Source organism: Nodosilinea sp. FACHB-141 (assembly GCF_014696135.1).
Classification (GTDB): Bacteria; Cyanobacteriota; Cyanobacteriia; order Phormidesmidales; family Phormidesmidaceae; genus Nodosilinea.
Map to the genome: position 1 here is coordinate 160,111 of NZ_JACJPP010000021.1, position 17,271 is coordinate 177,381.

Annotated in this window: 16 protein-coding genes; 14 read left to right on the forward strand and 2 right to left on the reverse strand. The window is 45.0% G+C overall.

What is annotated here, in order from left to right; genetic code table 11:
- Positions 1–27: 27 nt before the first annotated feature.
- The 14 genes from H6F59_RS21605 to H6F59_RS21670 all read left to right on the forward strand — a co-directional run bounded on the left by H6F59_RS21605 (position 28) and on the right by H6F59_RS21670 (position 15,260).
- Positions 28–1,125: a glycosyltransferase family 1 protein gene (locus tag H6F59_RS21605; RefSeq protein WP_190705451.1), complete on the forward strand. Its 1,098-nt coding sequence runs from the start codon at positions 28–30 to the stop codon at positions 1,123–1,125.
- A 175-nt stretch (positions 1,126–1,300) separates the two neighbouring features.
- A complete protein-coding gene (locus H6F59_RS21610) occupies positions 1,301–2,356 on the forward strand; it encodes a glycosyltransferase family 2 protein (protein WP_190705452.1) in 1,056 nt (351 codons plus the stop codon).
- Positions 2,346–2,930 (forward strand): class I SAM-dependent methyltransferase, encoded by a 585-nt coding sequence (locus tag H6F59_RS21615; RefSeq protein ID WP_190705454.1) that lies wholly within the window; start codon positions 2,346–2,348, stop codon positions 2,928–2,930. The genes H6F59_RS21610 and H6F59_RS21615 overlap by 11 nt, the downstream gene beginning before the upstream one ends.
- Entirely contained in the window at positions 2,930–4,018 is a 1,089-nt protein-coding gene (locus H6F59_RS21620) for a glycosyltransferase family 4 protein (RefSeq protein WP_190705458.1), read from the forward strand. The genes H6F59_RS21615 and H6F59_RS21620 overlap by 1 nt, the downstream gene beginning before the upstream one ends.
- Positions 4,005–5,132 (forward strand): glycosyltransferase family 4 protein, encoded by a 1,128-nt coding sequence (locus H6F59_RS21625; protein ID WP_190705461.1) that lies wholly within the window; start codon positions 4,005–4,007, stop codon positions 5,130–5,132. Before H6F59_RS21620 ends, H6F59_RS21625 begins: the two co-directional genes overlap by 14 nt.
- Positions 5,133–5,339: 207 nt before the next feature.
- Positions 5,340–6,215, forward strand: coding sequence for a sulfotransferase (locus tag H6F59_RS21630; protein ID WP_190705464.1), 876 nt, complete (start codon positions 5,340–5,342; stop codon positions 6,213–6,215).
- 145 nt (positions 6,216–6,360) lie between these two features.
- Positions 6,361–7,479 (forward strand): glycosyltransferase family 1 protein, encoded by a 1,119-nt coding sequence (locus tag H6F59_RS21635; protein WP_190705467.1) that lies wholly within the window; start codon positions 6,361–6,363, stop codon positions 7,477–7,479.
- Positions 7,476–8,177: a bifunctional 2-polyprenyl-6-hydroxyphenol methylase/3-demethylubiquinol 3-O-methyltransferase UbiG gene (locus H6F59_RS21640; protein ID WP_190705470.1), complete on the forward strand. Its 702-nt coding sequence runs from the start codon at positions 7,476–7,478 to the stop codon at positions 8,175–8,177. Before H6F59_RS21635 ends, H6F59_RS21640 begins: the two co-directional genes overlap by 4 nt.
- A gap of 79 nt (positions 8,178–8,256) precedes the next feature.
- Entirely contained in the window at positions 8,257–9,171 is a 915-nt protein-coding gene (locus H6F59_RS21645; RefSeq protein ID WP_190705472.1) for an FkbM family methyltransferase, read from the forward strand.
- A gap of 37 nt (positions 9,172–9,208) precedes the next feature.
- Positions 9,209–10,231, forward strand: coding sequence for a glycosyltransferase family 4 protein (locus H6F59_RS21650; protein ID WP_190705476.1), 1,023 nt, complete (start codon positions 9,209–9,211; stop codon positions 10,229–10,231).
- Positions 10,228–11,646: a hypothetical protein gene (locus H6F59_RS21655; RefSeq protein WP_190705479.1), complete on the forward strand. Its 1,419-nt coding sequence runs from the start codon at positions 10,228–10,230 to the stop codon at positions 11,644–11,646. The genes H6F59_RS21650 and H6F59_RS21655 overlap by 4 nt, the downstream gene beginning before the upstream one ends.
- Complete coding sequence (locus H6F59_RS21660; protein WP_190705482.1) at positions 11,600–12,853, forward strand: glycosyltransferase family 4 protein; 1,254 nt, start codon at positions 11,600–11,602, stop codon at positions 12,851–12,853. Before H6F59_RS21655 ends, H6F59_RS21660 begins: the two co-directional genes overlap by 47 nt.
- 18 nt (positions 12,854–12,871) lie before the next feature.
- A complete protein-coding gene (locus H6F59_RS21665; protein WP_190705486.1) occupies positions 12,872–14,065 on the forward strand; it encodes a glycosyltransferase in 1,194 nt (397 codons plus the stop codon).
- A gap of 1 nt (position 14,066) precedes the next feature.
- Positions 14,067–15,260, forward strand: a complete 1,194-nt coding sequence (locus tag H6F59_RS21670; protein WP_190705490.1) for a glycosyltransferase — start codon at positions 14,067–14,069, stop codon at positions 15,258–15,260.
- A gap of 1 nt (position 15,261) precedes the next feature.
- Here the strand turns inward: H6F59_RS21670 and H6F59_RS21675 are convergent, their stop codons facing one another.
- Positions 15,262–15,594 (reverse strand): hypothetical protein, encoded by a 333-nt coding sequence (locus H6F59_RS21675; protein ID WP_190705494.1) that lies wholly within the window; start codon positions 15,592–15,594, stop codon positions 15,262–15,264.
- A complete protein-coding gene (locus H6F59_RS21680; protein WP_190705499.1) occupies positions 15,581–17,092 on the reverse strand; it encodes a UbiD family decarboxylase in 1,512 nt (503 codons plus the stop codon). Before H6F59_RS21680 ends, H6F59_RS21675 begins: the two co-directional genes overlap by 14 nt.
- Between the last annotated feature and the right edge of the window lie 179 nt (positions 17,093–17,271).

A 17,271-nucleotide genomic window follows, 5' to 3' on the forward strand; every position in this document is an offset into this window, starting at 1 on the left:
TACAACTAGGTATAAGTATTTTTTGTTATGCGCATCCTTTATGATGGGCAGATTTATGCCTCTCAAATGGCTGGAGGCATCAATCGTTATTTTAGTAACTTGATCAACAATTTACCAAAATCTGTTCATCCAGTTCTAACGACTTGCCAGACCTTAAGTGTCAATTATCCTAGTCACCCCAATCTAAAAACTTTCCATTACCAGAGGTTTGGCTTTCGTCCCGGTCGAGTTTCCTACTGGCTTGAACCTTACTACTTCAAAACAGTAAATTATTTGAATACATTTGATGTTATTCACCCTACCTACTACAATCTGCTATCCCGGCAAGACATTAGCCAATGCCGCCATCCTGTCGTGTTGTCTGTCTGGGACATGATTCACGAGATTTTTCCTGAGCAGATGGATGCTGATGGTAATCATCGTGAGATAAAACGAAAAGCAATTCTTGCAGCGCAAAAAATTCTTTGTATTTCCGAAAATACAAAGAAGGACTTGTTGAATAGATATTCGATATCAGAGAAGGATGTAACAGTTACCTACTTAGCCTCTGAGTTAGATATTAGTATGTCCTACAGTTCAGATTCTGTTCCTGAATGCCCCTACTTTCTTTACGTCGGCAGTCGTGCAAGTTACAAGAACTTTGAACGTTTACTTATCGCGTTTGCAAAAGTGACTTCTAGCTGCGATGATTTAGCACTTTGTGTGGTGGGTTCACCGTTTACAGAAGACGAAAAAAAATTAATCCACGACCTCGAGGTGGAAGACTATATTGAACATTGTGGTTATGTAGCCAATGATCACTTAGCGAAGCTCTATCGTTGTAGTCTCGCGTTTGTTTACCCATCTCTTTACGAAGGTTTTGGTATTCCTCCTTTGGAGGCTATGGCTTGTGGGACAGTGGCGATTGTAGCGAACTCGTCCAGCCTCCCCGAAGTTGTTGGTGATGCTGGGTTGCTCTTTGACCCACAATCTACGGATGAATTGATTGACCAACTAAAGGTTGTTTTAGATCATTCAACAGAGCGCGATCGCCTAATTAGCAAAGGCCAAATTAGAGCAAAGCAGTTTAGTTGGGATAAAACTGTAGCTCAAACTGTAGAAGTTTATCGCACCGTCGTTGCTTAAGAGGCTCTTATATAAACCTTCGGAGGCTTGAGGAACTCTTCCAAAGTTGTGTTTTGAGTCAGTGTGAAAGTCATCTTAACAACTATCCCCCCATTTCATCATAACTACAGTTTAAAGTCGTCCACTCCTTGCTGCTAGGGACGAAAAAAATCATGAGTCTTGCGCGATTGGCCTTATGCCACAAGTAACAAAAATTCCGCTGCTGAGCGACTTACCTGCCCCTCCCTCCGGTAAAACAGGATGGCCCTGGACTAAGCAAGGTGAACCTCTAGCCGAGCAAATGCTTGATGGCCCTGAGTATCCCCGCATCAGCATTGTGACCCCTAGCTACAACTATGGGCAATACATTGAAGAAACTATCCGTTCAGTTTTATTGCAGGGTTACCCAAATCTTGAATTTATTATTATTGATGGTGGCTCTACCGACGAGACACTCGACATCATAAGCTCCTACGAACCCTGGCTTTCCTTCTGGTGTAGCGAACCTGATGAAGGACAAACAGATGCTATTAATAAAGGATTTGAGCGTTGCACAGGCGACATCTTTGTATGGCTAAATGCTGATGATGCCTATCTCAGTTCAACTTGCTTATGTGAGGTCGCAGACCTGTACTGTCAAGGCAATCAGCTCATTGTTGGAGCTTGCTTAAACGTCAATGAGTATGATCAAGAGCTCATTATATATGAGCAATATAATGGCATTTCTCGACCTCAGACGTTTGATGATTATGTCAAGTTTTGGTCTTTCGTACCGCTTCCCCAACCTGCTGTATTTATTGATAAAGGGTTGTGTGATAAGGCTTTTCCATTGAATATCAGTCTTAGTACAACAATGGATTACCAGCTATTTCTACGTGTTCTGGCTCAAAATCCAAAGGCTGTTTGGGTTGATAATCGTTGGGTCAAATTCAAATACCATGGGTTGAATAAGACACTCCAAACAAATAAGAATCAGTACGAAGAGTACTACAAAGTAGCCAGTGCAGAAGCCAAACAAGTGTATTCCAGATTGAAGAGGTTGACTTACCAAACTACAGCCCGCGATTTTATGGCATTAGGATCAATTATTTCTTCTCCAGACAAAGAAAAGCTCAAGATTATTCTTAAGGTACTCACTCATCGAATAACGCTTATACGTCTTCCTCTGTTTTGGAAAGTTTTATTCAAATCCTTACTAGGCCAAGCAATTTATCAGCAAATCAAATATTGGTGGAAACGCTATGCAGTCTGAAGCTAATCGTTTGGAAGTAACAGCTGCTAATACCGACGAAGGATATCGTATTTTATCTGTTGGCTGTGGTAAGCAAGAGTCTAGACCTAGTGTTGTTCGATTAGATATATCGGCAGACGTCGATCCCGACGTTGTTTGGGATTTAGGAAAGTTCCCCTATCCCTTTAGTAACGCCAGTTTTGACGTGATTGAATGTTTTGATGTAATCGAACACCTGCACGAAATTCCTCCAACAATGGAGGAATTTCATCGCATCTTGAAACCAGGAGGCATCCTTAAAATTACAACACCTCATTTCTCCTGCGCCAATTCATATATTGATCCAACTCATCGTTGGCATCTAAGCTACTTTACATTCGATTATTTTTGTGATGGTCATGAGTTGTCTTATTACTCAAAGGCAAGATTTACAATCCAATATCGTTTTTTGATGTTTCAAGGAGGGCGCTTTAATCGCTCGCTTGTTTCGCGATTAGCCAATCGGTTTCCCAAATCCTACGAAAACCGATGGGCTTGGATTTTTCCGGCTTGGTATCTCTACTTCGAATTGACATCTATCGTAGAGGTTAATTGATGCGTGTTGCTCACATTACCCCCACTTATTTTGATAACGATTCAGTCATTGGTGGTGGAGAGCGATATCCAACTGAGTTAGCAGCCTGGATGTCAAAACATACCCCAACCGCTTTGGTCAGTTTTGCTCCCAGTCGCCAGACTCGCTATCTTGACAGTCTCCGAGTTGAGACGTTTCCGGTTCAACACTTCATTCATGGAAACCGCGTCAATCCCATTAGTTTTCGCTACCTTACATCAGTAATCAACGCAGATATTGTCCACATTCACAACATTAATACTGTTGTATCAGATATGGCATGTATGATAGGGCGTTTGTTTAACAAAAAGGTGTTTGTAACCGATTATGGGGGCGGTGGTAGTTTGATACTCAACCACAAACTTCCAGTATTTCAGGGATATCGAGGAGCCATTGCTTACTCCCAATTTGGGATGGGATTTATTCCTGAATCATTGCAGCGGAAAGCAATTTTAATCAAAGGCGGCATCGACATTAACAAGTTTTGTCCTAATCCTTCCCTGCGGAAAGAAAACAAAATTCTATATGTAGGACGCCTATTACCCCACAAGGGTATTAATTATCTAGTTGACGCAATGCAGATTCTCCGAGAAACGGATTATCGTCTAGTCATTATCGGCAGAGCTTACCATGACCAGTTTTATAGGGACTTGAAAGAGCAAGCAGAGGGGTTGCCTATTGAGTTTGTTCATAATGCTGACGATCAACGTCTCATCAACGAGTATCGAACGGCAAAGGTAACTGTATTGCCTTCTGTACATACTACTTGTTATGGCAACTACACTTCCGTACCAGAACTTATGGGCTTCACCTTGCTAGAGTCACAAGCTTGTGGAACTCCGGCCATTTGTACCGATGCAGGGGCAATGCAAGAGTTTGTAGAACATGGAAAAACGGGTTTGGTAGTTGAACAAAACTCAGGGGAGGCGATTGCTAAAGCCATCCGTCAAATCATTAATCTATCTCCAGAAGAGTTTGAGCAATGGCAAATCCGCTCCCGCCAATGTGTAACATGCATGGACTGGAAAAGCGTCGTCGAGCAACACCTAGAGCTTTATGCAAAATCCTAGTTTGCGGCAGGAAATGACTAAGAAGCTTGAAAAACAATCTCTTCGCATTTTGCTCGTAACTCATGCTCCGCTACTGCCTGAACATGGAGCAGCCCAAGTAGCAATTAACCTAGGCCAAGCTTTCAAAGCTCTAGGGCATGAAGTTGCCCTTTGGTCTCCACAACCTATCCCGCCAGAAATTCAGCAATGGAATCGATCGCGTTACATGCAAAAAAAACTACAAAATTATTTAGAAACTCAAGATACATTTGATGTTATCGACTGCCCCCCAATTTTTATTACAAGATCCTTTAAAGAAAAATCTATTGTTATTTCCAGGCATGTACAGCCTGACTTGTTATATATATTAAGCACCTTAAATATCGATCGCAATACAAGTTTAAAGAACTTTCTTAGTTTTCCATTAAGATTGTGTGTCTCTATCTCTGATACTGTCAGCATTATTTGTGGGTGGTATATAGCTGATTACATTTTTTGTTTAGGTACGCATGAACTGAAATGGATGACAAAATGGTTTCCATCTTTACGTGGAAAACTTAGCGCTTATTACAACGCAATATCTGAGAATGAGCAGGAAAGCTTAAAGAAAATAAGAGAAGCTAGGAGTCTTGAGCAGCTACCTCACATCAGATTTTTGTGGATTGGTCGCTGGGTAAGACATAAAGGCATTAGGGAATTAGAAAATTTTATAAGTTCTTGGCTCTTAAATAGACCTCAAGATTGCTTCACAATTGCTGGATGCGGTAATTATGAAACCTCAAAATCTCTTTCTAGATTGAATAAAGTAGAGCAGGTCAGCATAGTTTCTAATTTTGATAGATCAAAGCTTTTGGAACTATTAAATAGCCATAATATCGGTTTATTTTGTAGCCAAATAGAAGGATGGGGACTTTGTCTAAACGAAATGTTGGAGTCTGGAATGCCTGTTTTCGCAACCAATACAGGTGGCGTTTCAGATCTCAAGCGCTTGTTAGGTGATAACATTCTTGCATTTCCGCCCAATCCTCAGTCAATAAACAAGGCAATAAGGCAAAGCACTTTTGATCACACTTACTACAACTATTTCTCCTGGAATTCTATTGCAAATTCCTATCTTGAAAAAATATTCAACTAGGTTAAAATCATTACTTTGATGAGCATGAAGCTATTCGCGCAAACAGGTACGACCTGTTTACTAGCTTGAGCAGGGGCCGTTGGATGATTATCTCTGCCAACAACTCAAGGCGCCTTCTCTTGAAATAGCTCTAGCATAAGTTTTGAGAGCTTCAAATGTATCTTCTCCTAATGGGCTAGTGCCCAGTCAGTGAAAACAATATCTTTTATGAATTCATTCTTTGTCATAGGCTGCCCGAGATCGGGAACAACTTTTCTAATGGAATGCTTAGAAGCATTGCCCTATACAGAGTGTGTATCTGGAATCTCTTTTCCGGTGCCTATGGCTCATCTTGCCGCTCAACAACTGCCTGAGCAAACAATGCACTGTTTAGAGTATGGTCTAAGATCTACGCTAGACGTGTATCTTAATGCTATTCCCAATTCTCGGTTCAAAGCATTTCACCGCTTAGTAGCTGGCTTTCTAGGAGTTAGCGAAGCCAAAAAAATATTTCAGCGGCGACGGCAACTTGAAAACTTGATTTACAAGGAGCCGTTTTTCAGCTTTTCACCTGATTTCCTTTATAGAGCAGTGCCGGATTGCAAAATCATATATTTGTATCGCGATGGACGCGATTGTGCAAACTCATTAGTTGAATGCTACGACGTGCTCACCAATGCAAAGCTCAAAACTCTAGATACATCAGAATCAACACTAGGATATCAACACAAAGGCTTTTGGATACCTTGGTGGGTTGCCGCCGAGCAAGCAGATGTCTTTGTTGAAGTATCACCTTATGTCCGTTCTATTTGGATGTGGAAAGAAATGGTAAGTTGCTGCGAATCCTTTTTTGGTCAAGCCAACGTGATAACCAGTGGACGAGTTTTGAAAATAAAATACGAAGACCTAGCACATGAGCCTATAACTTTTGGAGAAAAAATCGTCAACTACATTGGTGCCGATTTTGACAGCCGTCTCCAAAAACGCTTTAGGCAAGCTTCAGTTAAAGCTATTGGAAAGTACAAGAAGCGAGATGCTTCAGATATCAAATTGGCGGAACAATTGGCATATCATGAGTTGAGCTTATACGGTTACATTGCGTAGCTCAGCATCTCTAATTTTCAGTTAATAGGCGAAGTGAAAGTTTATACAAGTTCTTTTTTGGCTTTGACTAAAAAACAAGTATGATCAAGCAAATAGCTATATTGAAGTCAGCAATCGAGACATCAAGCTGAAAAGTCATTTCTGGATGAATGGTCAAATAAATAAAGAAATTTGCCAGATTGTCCCGAGTCTTCCTCCGGATATTAATGGAGTAGGTGATTATGCTCTAAATTTAGCAAATCAGCTTAGGTTAGATTTCGGCATCAACACGCATTTTATAATTTGTGACCCGGCCTGGGTAGGATCTGACAAGTTAGAAGGATTTCAAGTTGATCGAATTAGTTACCGATCAGCAAAATCTCTTATTGCTCAATTAGTTAACATTGAGCCTAAAAGTCCTATTCTGCTTCATTATGTTGGTTACGGTTACGCCAAACGGGGGTGTCCGACTTGGCTAATAAATGGATTGAAAACTTGGAATCATCAATGCCAACAGGTACACCTGGTGACAATGTTTCACGAGACTTCCGCCTTTGGCCCGATTTGGACAAGTGCTTTTTGGTTCTCTGCAACACAGAGATTTTTAGTAAAACAGTTAATCAGGCTAAGCGATCGCATCTTCACCAGCAAACGTTCCTACGCGGAGCTACTGCAGAGCTATGCCCCAAGAAAGTTCACAACTATTCCATCAATTCCTGTCTTCTCAACCGTAGGCGAGCCAAAGAATCCTTCCAGCTTATCTGAACGTACCCGTCGCCTCGTCATCTTTGGGGGGCGCAGCCAACGCATCAAAGTCTACGAAGATTCCTTAGAACAACTCCTCCAAATTTGCCGATATTTGGACATTCAACAGATTTGTGACATCGGACCAGTTCTCGACACACTTCCTGCTGAAATAGATAACATATCGATTACCGCTGCGGGTTGCCTTCCCAGTGAAAAGATCTCTACCATTCTCTCCAACTCGATCGCAGGTTTTTTCAGTTACCACCCTGCATTCCTTGGCAAATCCACGATTTTCGCAGCGTACTGTGCCCACCGGGTCATACCTATCAGTGCTACTATGACCGATCTCCCTGAAGAGGGGTTGCAACCTGGCAAGCATTACGCCCTTCCAGATCAATACAACACCGAGAGAAGAAATATGGCATTGATGCAGGCGATCGCAGACCAAGCTTATGCCTGGTATCAAGTGCACAATTTATCGGCACAGGCCAAAACCTACTACACGCTTCTGTCAGATTTGGACGTCCCACAACCATGAGCCAGTCAGCCCTAACCCCCACAGCACTGCACCAATATCGGCAGCAGGCTGCCGAAGCCAGCGCCGGAATCAGCAGCGAAGCCATCTATACCTGTTTCGAGAAAGAACTACTGCACCGTTCAGCTAGTGGATCTGTGCTGGACTGGGGATCTGGACAGGGGTTGCTAACCCAACGATTGCTGAACCTAAAGCAATTTCAATCCATTACTGCCACAGATATACAGTCCCGTCCTAAAACTATTGATGCGGCCATTCAATGGAGGCAGGCTGATCTTAACAACCCGCTGAACCTGGAAGCCGAAGTCTTTGATGTAATTGTCTCCGCAGAAGTTATTGAGCATCTCGAAAATCCCAGGGCTATTGCTCGGGAGTGGTTTCGATTGCTTAAGCCCGGCGGTCTCCTTATATTTAGCACTCCTAATAACGAGAGCTGGCGGGCAATCATAGCCTTGCTTCTGCAAGGACATTTTGTTGAATTCGGTGATTCATCCTACCCTGCACACATCACCGCTCTGGTGCGAAAAGATATCACTCACATCTTGAGCGAAGCAGGCTTCTGCTTACCCGAATTTTTGTTTACTAATGTTGGGAAAATTCCTAAACTCCCTCGCTATCACTGGCAGAACCTATCGTTGGGTTTCTTGAAAGGACTACGCTTTAGTGATAACGTTCTGGCTATTACTTATAAGCCTCAATGAACCTTTAAAGTTACGAAGTGCGAATTGCAGAAGCAATTCCAATAAAAGATTAAATTACAAACATCAGCCACCTTAAAGTATGGGAGTCATTAGCTTCATTAATCGCCCAGAATATTTCTTTCAACCCAATCAGATAGTTAAACGATTTAGGTTGAACTTTAAAGCTTCTCCCGTTTCGGAAACTTTCAGCTTACCCTGGGGAGTTGAAATTAATGCTTTTCCTGGAGAAGTTGTTGGCCGCTCTATCGCTGCCATGGGAATCTATGATTTATGTGTATCAGAAACACTTTGGCGGATTATTGACGAGGGTGAAACTTGCGTTGATGTAGGAGCAAACATTGGTTACATGACCAGTTTGATGGCACATCGCGTTGGTTTGGAAGGAAAAGTTAGCGCCTTTGAACCTCATCCAAGCATTTACCAACGCCTCTCTGATAATGTCCGGAATTGGAGTATAGAAAAGAACTGGACTCAGGTTGAGGTTAGCAACCTGGCTATTTCTGATCAACCGGGTGAAGCCCAGTTGTTTGTACCTACGAACTTTGACCTCAATCAAGGCACAGCTTCTCTTACGTTTTCCTCAAATGAGGATGAAGCTGATTATTCAATAGGCCAGCAACTTGTAGTTGAAACTGATACTTTAGACAATCTATTTGATAATTTTACAATTGGGCTCTTAAAAATCGACGTTGAGGGGCATGAAATAAACGTGCTGTCAGGTGCGGAAGAACTGCTAATAAAAAATCGAATTCGTGACATTATTTTTGAGGAGCACAGACCCTATCCAAATCCTGTTTCCGAATTTTTGAAAGAAAAAGGATATTCCATATATAGGGTTACAAAGGGATTACGCAAACCTAATTTAGTGTCACCCCAAGCAGCAAGTTTTCATCCCTGGGAGCCTCCTTGCTACCTAGCTACAAAAGACATTGATCGTGTGGCTAATCGTTTTAAACCGTTGGGTTGGAAATGTCTTAAAAATACGACGCCATAATACCAGCACGAGCTACTTTGCTGACGCAACATTTCCCATGAAAATTCTTCTATCCTCAACTTATTTCTATCCGAATTTAGGGGGTAGTGAAACTGACGCTGAAATTTTTGCCAGAGAATTTGTTAAATTAGGACATACTGTCAAAGTTGTAACCCAAACTCCAGGGAGTAATTTCGATGATAGGGGCGCAACCTTCCCCTTCGAAGTTATGCGACAGCCTAGTGCCTTGCATTTGCTCAAACTCACACGCTGGAGTGATGTTTGTTTCCAGAATGGCATCATTCTCAAACAAGCTTGGGCACTGTGGCTCACCCAAACCCCTTGGGTCATTCGTCACCAAACCTGGATTCAGCATCCTGGCCAACAGCCTACTTGGTTAACTCAGCTGAAACTTCGAATGGTTAAGCTTGCCACGTCGATCGCTATCAGTAAACCTATTGCTGATCACCTCAATCATCCATCCACCTTGATTCCTAACCCTTATCGTGAAGACTTGTTTCGCCATCTTCCAGAGATTCCACGCATTAAAGAATTGGTGTTTCTGGGGCGTTTGGTATCTGATAAAGGCTTAGATTTGCTGCTAAGCGCCATAGCAAAGCTTAAGAATGATAACTTATACCCTCGACTAACTGTAATTGGCACTGGTGAAGAGGGTGAAGTCTTACGTCAACAAGCCGAGGATTTCAAGATCAATGAACAAGTTCATTTTATCGGAGCAAAGGTTGGCGAGGAGTTAGTTCACTTACTTAATGCACACCAAATTTTGGTTGTTCCCTCTCGTTGGCACGAGCCGTTTGGGGTTGTAGCCTTAGAAGGCATTGCCTGTGGTTGCGTCGTTGTTGGGTCATCGGGAGGCGGGCTAAAAGACGCTATTGGTGATTGCGGTACTACATTTCCCAATGGTGATGAGGCCTCTCTGAGGCAGGTGCTTTACCAACTGCTTACTCAGCCCGAGTTACTAATTCGCTATCGGTCTAATGCAACTAGTCATTTAGCAAAGCACCAACAGACGGCCGTAGCTAAAGCCTATCTTCAAGTTTTAGAGGCTGCTTGCCAATGAGCAATCTTCTTATAGGTTTGTTGGCCATTGGTCTGATAGTGCTGCTCTCTGCCCAAAACTGGCAGCGGTCTGTAAAAGTAGTTCTGGTTTTAGTAGTGCTCGAAGGGGCATTACGAAAGTGGGCGCTCCCCCAGGCAAGTCAGTTCATCTACTTCCTAAAAGATTTCGTTTTAATTGGCGCTTATCTGCGATACTTTTTGCTGTCCCCGGTTCAAACCCGATTATTCATTCAGAAACCTATTGTTTTAATACTAGTCGGTTGTGTGGCAGTTTGGGGAGGAGTACAAGCTTTCAACCCAAGCCTAGGCTCACCAGTAATTGGTCTATTTGGCTTCAAAAGTTATTTTCTATACGTGCCCCTGGTTTGGCTAGTGTCCCAAATGTTTAGCACTGAGGAAAAGCTATATCAATTTATTCGTAACTATCTGCTCCTACTGATTCCAGTATGCATTTTGGCTATTGCTCAATTTTTCAGCCCGCCTACTAGCCCGCTCAACGTATACGCCTGGGGTGAAGATGGTCCTGCTGTAGTAAGTTCAGGCTTAGGTACAGTAAGAGTGACAGGTACTTTTTCTTATTTGACGGGTTACGCAACTTACTTGTTGACCTGTTTATGTCTGCTGTTGCCCGTAATCTCTCGACCTCAGCCTCGTCTATGGCAAGTTTTAACTCTAACTGAAGGCGGGCTGATTGCGGTAACCGCTTTTATGACCGGGTCTCGTGGCCTTGTCTTTGGTTCTGTGCTGCTGATAGCTGGCTACGGGCTCCTGCTAGCTCTAACTAGTTTCTCTAGTTTCTCCGTTAGCGCACGTAAATTGGTTTTGCCAGGCATAATAGGTTTTTTAGCAGTTTCACAAGGCGGACGACTGGCCTTTGAGTCATTTTGGAACCGCGTCGAAAATGCCAACGACAGTCTTATTGCTCGAGTCTTAAGCCCTTTTACTGAGCCTTTTAACAACTTTTATCTTAAGGGTTTAGACGGCTACGGTTTAGGCGCTACGTTTCAGGCTAATGCCACTATCCGTCAAGCGTTTCAGCTTCCTCCAGGGGAAATTATCCCAGTCTATTTTGAAAATGAGATGGGTCGAATTGGCTTAGAGGTTGGACCTGTAGGATTCTTCCTCTGGTATGGCTTACGGCTAGTGCTGCTTTTCACCCTATTTAAAGTTTTTCTCCAGCTTACTCATCCGTTTTTGCGTCAGCTTGCCCTGAGTGTCTTTGTCTATCAGGGCGTAACTTTTATTGCTCAAATGGTCTACAACCATACTGCTAATGCGTATCACTGGTTTTTTTACGGTTTTATCTTTCTGCTTCCTTATCTAGAGCGGGTAGACCAATGGCAGCAAGCTCAACAACCTAATTTTTTACATGGTCAACCGACGCATTTCTCTGGTGCATCCCACCAGCAACCCTAACTCTCGCAATGCGGCGATCGCATTAGCTGAGGCCAACCTGCTGCACGAAGTTATTACTGCTGTCGCTTATGATCCCAAAAGTCAATTAGCCCGGACCATTCGACAGCTGCCTAGGTCTATCGGACTGCCCCTTAGCCAAGAGTTGGAAAGACGTACTTGGGTTGCACCAGGAAGTTCAACCATACGCACTCATCCTTGGAGAGAAGCCCTGAGAGTTGCTTTAGTAAAGTCAGGAGTAAGCACCAAGGTAGGGTTAGGGCAACAAGGACCTATCAATTGGGTATATAAGTCCCTCGATCGCCATGTGGCCCGGTGCCACCTCAACGAAATCGATGCCATTTATGCCTATGAAGATGGCGCAGCCTACACATTTGAAGCTGCTAAACAGCGAGGTATACGCTGCTTTTATGAATTACCCATTGCTTTTCACCATACTAGCCGACAGATTCAGCAGGATGAGGCTGGGCGGTTCCCAGAGTTTGCTTCCGCTCTTCAAGCTGCCCATGAACCTTTGTGGAAACTAGAGCGTAAGGATCAAGAAGCTGCGTTAGCCGATCATATTTTTGTAGCCTCTTCCATGACGCGTCAATCGCTTTTAGATGCGGGTATAGCTTCTGAGCGCATCTCAGTAATTCCCTACGGCGCGCCGGTTGACTATTTTCGGCCTCAACCTAAGCTTGACAAAAAGTTTCGAGCGCTATTTGTGGGTCGAGTTGGCCCTCGAAAAGGTGTTCACTACTTATTACAGGCTTGGAAAAAGCTTAAGCTGAGCGATGCCGAGCTTAAGCTAGTGGGTGTCAACGAATTTCCAACGGGTTGGTTGGAGTCGTTTCAAGATTGCATTCACTATTTGCCTAGTGTTCCCCACACTACTTTGAGGCAGCACTACTGCAATGCCAGCGTTTTAGTTTTTCCCTCTTTAGTCGAGGGTTTCGGTCTGGTTATGCTTGAAGCTATGGCTTGTGGAATTCCGGTTATAACTACTCCTAATGCCGCAGGTCCTGACATTATTACTGATGGGGTCGAAGGATTTATAGTTCCTATTCGTGACCCTGAAATACTTCAAGAAAGGCTAGAGTGGTGCCGTGAAAATCCCGATAAGCTGGCTCAAATGGGACGTTCCGCTCGAAAAAAGGCTGAACTCTCAACCTGGTTCGGCTATCGCCAGAAGCTGGCCTCTAAAATCCAAACGTTACTTTCTGAGTAGCGAGGAGTAGATAATAACATGAGCAAGAGACTTAAGAAAAGAGATTCAGTTCACTTTTGGGTACCTAATCTGTTTGAATTTAAAGGTGGGATTCAAGTCTACCTATGTGATATTTTATCGACGATTAGCTATCTTCAGTTCCAAAGAAATTTTTTATCAAATACCGATATAGTTATTATCGACAAACTCGACTCTGACAAGCCAGAAGTTGTATCTAAGGCAAACGAATTTACAGGCAACTTTTCGTTTACCTTTATGGGTAATGTTCCTAGAGTATTGCGGACTTTTGCTTTTAGTTTGAAAATTATAATTGCTTCTTTTCGGCAGCGTCCAGATTTGATTTTATGCGGGCATTTGAACTTCACCCCTGTAGCTTATCTACTTCACTTGTTATTAGGTACTCCGTACTGGATTTTAGTATATGGTGTTGATGCTTGGGATATTAAGCACCCTCTTAGGCGTCGGGCTTTGCAAGCGGCTAAAAAAGTAATCTCGATCAGTGATTATACCCGTAGCCGCTTGGTGAAAGAGGAGAATCTGCACCCTGACAAAATCTCGCTTCTTCCGGTCACCTTTAATATTGAACGTTTTCAAGTAAAGCCCAAGCCAACCTATTTGCTCAATAGGCACAAGCTTCAGGAGAACCAACCTGTGGTGCTGACGGTCGCTCGTTTAGCTGACGATGAACAGTATAAGGGCTATGACCAAGTCATTCAGGCAATGTGCCTTGTACGTCAAAAAATGCCTGATGTACATTACGTTTTAGTAGGGAAGGGTAGCGATCGCCCCCGAGTTGAGCAGCTAATCGAGTCCCTTGGCCTAGAAGATTGCGTAACGTTAGCTGGATTTGTCCCTGATGAAGAAATCTGTGATTACTACAATTTGTGTGATGTGTTCATAATGCCGAGTAAGGGTGAAGGCTTTGGCATTGTCTACCTCGAAGCTCTAGCCTGTGGCAAGCCCACTATCGGAGGCAATCAGGATGGTGCCATTGATGCTTTGTGCAGGGGCGAACTAGGTATTCTGGTCGATCCTGATAACGTGGACGAAATAGCTAGTACCTTAGCAGAAATTCTTCAGGGTAAATCAACTCATCCAATTATTTATCAGCCAAAGATATTGCGTCAGAGAGTTGACGAAATTTATGGTTTTAATAAATTTCAGTCTAATCTTTTAAGGCTACTTAAAGAAACCAGCTTCGCAACACCATAGTATGAAAGTTCTTCACGTGTTGCCATCTCTGAGCTACAAACTAGGTGGGCCAACTCAGGTAGCTCTTAACATTATTCGTACCCTACGAGAGGTAGGAATTGATGCCGAAATAGCAACTACCAATGACGATGAAGCTGAATTACTAGATGTACCCATCGGTCAGCGAGTTAACTATGAAGGCGTACCGGTCTGGTTTTTTTCGCGTCTGGCCCGGTTTAAAGCATTCATCCCATCTATTGGGTTGACCCAGTGGATGGCCAGCCATTTGCGCCAATATGACATTGTTCACAATCATTACCTGTTCTGCTATGCTCCCACGGTGGGAGCGAGGCTAGCACAGTATTATCAAATACCTTATGTCTCAAGTACGATTGGTCAATTAACTCCTTGGGCACTTCAGCAAAGCAGGCTTAAAAAACAAATCTACGGCCGCTACATAGAGCGTTCCACACTCAACCGAGCTGCTGCTATTCATTGCACTACTCCTGCTGAAGCCGAGGATGCGCAGCGGTTTGGGATCAGCGCGCCTGCCTTGGTTTTACCGTTAGGAGTTAATCCGACAGTCGCGATCGCTAGTGCAGCAGCAAAACTGCGCGATCGCTATGATTTACCTTCCGACTGCGCAATAGTTCTATTTTTGTCGCGCCTGCACGAAAAAAAGCGGCCTGACTTTCTATTGCGCGCGTTTGCTCGACTCGACCCTAAATTTCACGGTTATCACCTTATATTAGCCGGTTCTGGGGATGCAGATTATTGCCACTACCTCAAGACTTTGACCAGCACCCTAGATATTACCGACAGTGTTACATTCACTGGCTTTGTCTCTGGTTCAAACAAAGATTTACTGCTGCAGGGTTCCAATCTCTTCGCTTTGCCGTCTTATTCAGAAAACTTCGGCATTGCTGTAGCGGAGGCCCTAGCCGCTGGTCTCCCCGTTGTGATTACCCCTGATGTTCAAATCGCTCCCGACATCTCAGCCGCCCAAGCGGGGTTAGTAGTTTCTGATGATTTAGAAGCGTGGAGGAATGCTCTATCTCGGCTGCTTTGCTCTTCTAATTTAAGAAACCAGCTAGGTCATAACGGCCAACAGCTAGCCGCAACAAAGTACAGCTGGCCCAAAATCGCGCAAAACCTGAGCCAGTCCTATGATGAAATTCTTACTGGTCAACCCCTATCGTTTGCCTATAGGTCTTGACTCAATGAGTAACGCGATCGCAAATGAATTGTCGTAAAGCAGCTTCAAAATAGGGCGTAGCCAACTCTTGATCAGCGCCGGTAGGCCGTCGGCAATCGTAGCGTTTAACAGGTCGGCTTTTGCCGTCGATGCTGACAACTACCCGATACTCCCAGGTATATTTGGCACTGCGCTTAATTGTTTCAATGCAGACTTGCTGCCTCTCTACGTCGCGGCAGAGAACGCTGGCCGAGGACTCAGGGCTCCAAACACACAGAACTGCCCATAGCCCGAGCAGCACGGCAACCAAGGCACGCACCATACCCTTACTCTCTCGTCCGTTAGCGCAGGTCATAGCCAAACAAATTTGGATCTACATCACCTAGATTTAGGTCGCTCAAGCCATATTCAGTCCAGCGACTATCCACCAGCGCAGCTGTATCAGGGTCGGGGGTGAGCTCTTCACTCCAGGGGCGATCGGTTTCGGGGTAGACCTTGGTGGTAGCGTCAATGCCCATGCGGCTGCCAAGACCAGGCTTTTCGGTGGCAAAGTCAAGGCTATCAAAAGGGTTGTTGGGCAGGATAAATACGTCGCGTATTGGGTCAACCTTAGAGGTCACAGCCCACATTACCTGACGCGGGTCGCGAATGTTGATCGATTTATCGACAACGATCACAAACTTGGTATAGCTGAACTGGGGCAGGGCCGACCAAAAGGCGAGGGCAGCGCGCTTAGCCTGGCCTGGGTACGACTTTTCGATGGAGAGTACGGCGGCTTTGTAGCTCAGCCCTTCCATTGGCAAAAAGAAGTCCTGAATTTCGGGCACCTGCTGGCGCAGGATCGGGTTGTAGATGCGGTTGAGGGCGATCGCCATCATGGCATCCTCCTTAGGCGGGCGACCGCTAAAGGTGGTCATGTAGATCGGATTTTTGCGGTGGGTGAGGCAGTGGAAGCGCAGCAGAGGCGCCGCTTTGTTAACGCCGCCATAGTAGCCAATGTGATCACCCGCGGGGCCATCAACGGCAGTTTCACCGGGGGTGATGGTGCCCTCCAGCACGATCTCAGACTGGGCTGGAACTTCTAAGTCAACGGTTTTGCATTTGGCCAGGCTGAGCCCTTTGCCGGCGTAAAGCCCGGCAAACAGCCACTCCGAGAGGTCGATGGGCAGCGGCGTGGCGGCGGCAAGAATCACTAGAGGGTGAACGCCGATCGCGATCGCCACCTCTAGTTTTTTGCCCATCTCGGCGGCCTTGCGCAGGTGGCGGCTACAGCCTCGCACCGAGAGCCACTGCACCGTCGCAGTATTTTTTGACTGAAGCTGAAGGCGATAAACCCCCACGTTGGGAATGTGAGTTTCTGGGTCTTTGGTGATCATCAGCCCCAGGGTAACGACCTTGTCGGCGTCGCCAGGGTAGACCCGCAGCAGGGGGATTTTATTAAGATCCACAGCGTCGTCTTTGAGCACCACCTGCTGGCAGGGGGGGAGCAGATCGCGCATAGGCTTGGCTTTGACTACGTCAAACAGCGCTTTGCCAAGGTCGATCGCCTGGGAAAACTGCTTGGGAGGCCGAGGCTGATAGAGCAGCGCCAGCTTTTCGCCCAGGGTTTCGAGTTCGGCGGGGTGTTCCATGCCCATAGCCCAGCAGACGCGCTCGACGGTGCCCAGCACGTTGATAGCCAGGGGCATGGTGGCACCCTGCACATTCTCAAATAGCAGGGCCGGGCCACCACCCAGCAGCAGGCGATTGGCGATCTCGGCAATCTCTAATTCTGGGCTGACGGGGGCCGTGATGCGGCGCAGCTGACCTCGCTGTTCCAGAAGGGTGAGAAACTGCTGTAGATCGTTTGCCATAGGAAAGGGTTTGTGAACGAGTGTTAAGGCCACTTTCATTATGGTAGAGCGAGGGACCAGTCTGAAGACTCTGCCCAATTCTTTGCTTGGCTGAGGTAGTAGAGACAGCATGCGATCGCGTCGACTTCCTGGCACAATCGGGGTATTGTCATCGGCAATGACAGCTGCTCAAGGAATCC